Source organism: Photorhabdus sp. HUG-39 (assembly GCF_963878365.1).
Lineage (GTDB): Bacteria > Pseudomonadota > Gammaproteobacteria > Enterobacterales > Enterobacteriaceae > Photorhabdus > Photorhabdus kayaii.
In genome coordinates this window covers 1-1130 of sequence record NZ_CAWNWY010000103.1, presented here as the reverse complement: position 1 = coordinate 1130, position 1130 = coordinate 1, and the positions used below count along the sequence as shown (strand labels likewise).

Below are 1130 nucleotides of genomic sequence, written 5' to 3'. Positions count from 1 at the left end.
CAGGGCACGAGCATACTTTGACTGCTATTCATCCAAAGAAAACTCTTGCCCGATAATCATCGCACCAACCCGCTTTTTTAAGCTTGTTCCTTTGGCTCGGTGCCCCGCAATCGCATTGTTTGACCAGATTCAGGACGATACGACGGAATAAGGCCAGATTCTCAACTGCACCCTCCAGAACAATTCGTGAATCATCTTCTTTAAAGACCACATCAAGAATATAGTGCTGGGTATTTTCAATCCGCCAATGCTGGCGAATATAATATCCCAGTGATTTATGCTTGGGCGAAAGGGAACTCACATAATAAGACGTGTCCACCGTTCCTTTGCCATTTTGTGTCCGGTGACGTTCTACGGCGATAATGCTACGAATGGTCGGCCATTTCTCGATTAATTCTGCCGTAAATTGGGGCTTTAACTGAAACACATAACGCTCTTCACGCCGGCCATGGGCTTCTTGCTTAACTTCCGTGATAATTTTTTCTTTACCGGCATCAAACACCGCCTGAAATTGCGATTGGACGGCTTCCCACAGATGGGGTTGATTTTTTTTCACCTGAACCACGACATGGGCTTTCTTTTCGCTGATTTTTTCCAGCGTTTGGCGCTGACAATGCAAAGCATCCAGCGTGACGATGCTGCCTTTCAGGTCAAGGATATCCAACATCTGCCGCACGATACTGATTTCCCCGTTTTTCGTGGCAGTGGCTTTCTGGCTCAGGACTAATCCTTGTTCCGTATCATATGCCGTGACCAGTTGGACGGCGTTTTGCTTTTCATTACGGTAGGCGCGTCGCAGAACTTTTCCATCGAAGGCAATGACCGGTTTCCCTGCCTGTTCACGTTGTTCATTGATCCAGTTGAGCAAAGCCTCCAACAGCGAATCAAGTTCAATAGCGCGCACAATTCTGGCAACCGTGTGTCGGCATGGTATTCCACTGAGAAAGGGGCGATATTTTTTCAGCCACGTAATTTTGGCCCGACCATAAGTTTCAATATCTTGCCAACCTTCAGCGCCAGCGAGAATGGCGCTGATGACAAGAAAAATAACATCAATCAGCTCGTATTGACGATTGATGTCAGAACGAGTTTCTTTCACAACGGTTAAATGTTCAATCAGGGTCTGGTTC

At 46.8% G+C, this 1130-nt stretch carries 1 protein-coding gene; it reads right to left on the bottom strand.

What is annotated here, in order from left to right; genetic code table 11:
- Window positions 1-28 precede the first annotated feature (28 nt).
- Window positions 29-1120 carry an ISAs1 family transposase gene (locus AAC155_RS24200; protein ID WP_113044419.1) on the bottom strand — a complete coding sequence of 364 codons (1092 nt, stop codon included), beginning with the start codon at window positions 1118-1120 and terminating at the stop codon, window positions 29-31.
- Window positions 1121-1130 lie beyond the last annotated feature (10 nt).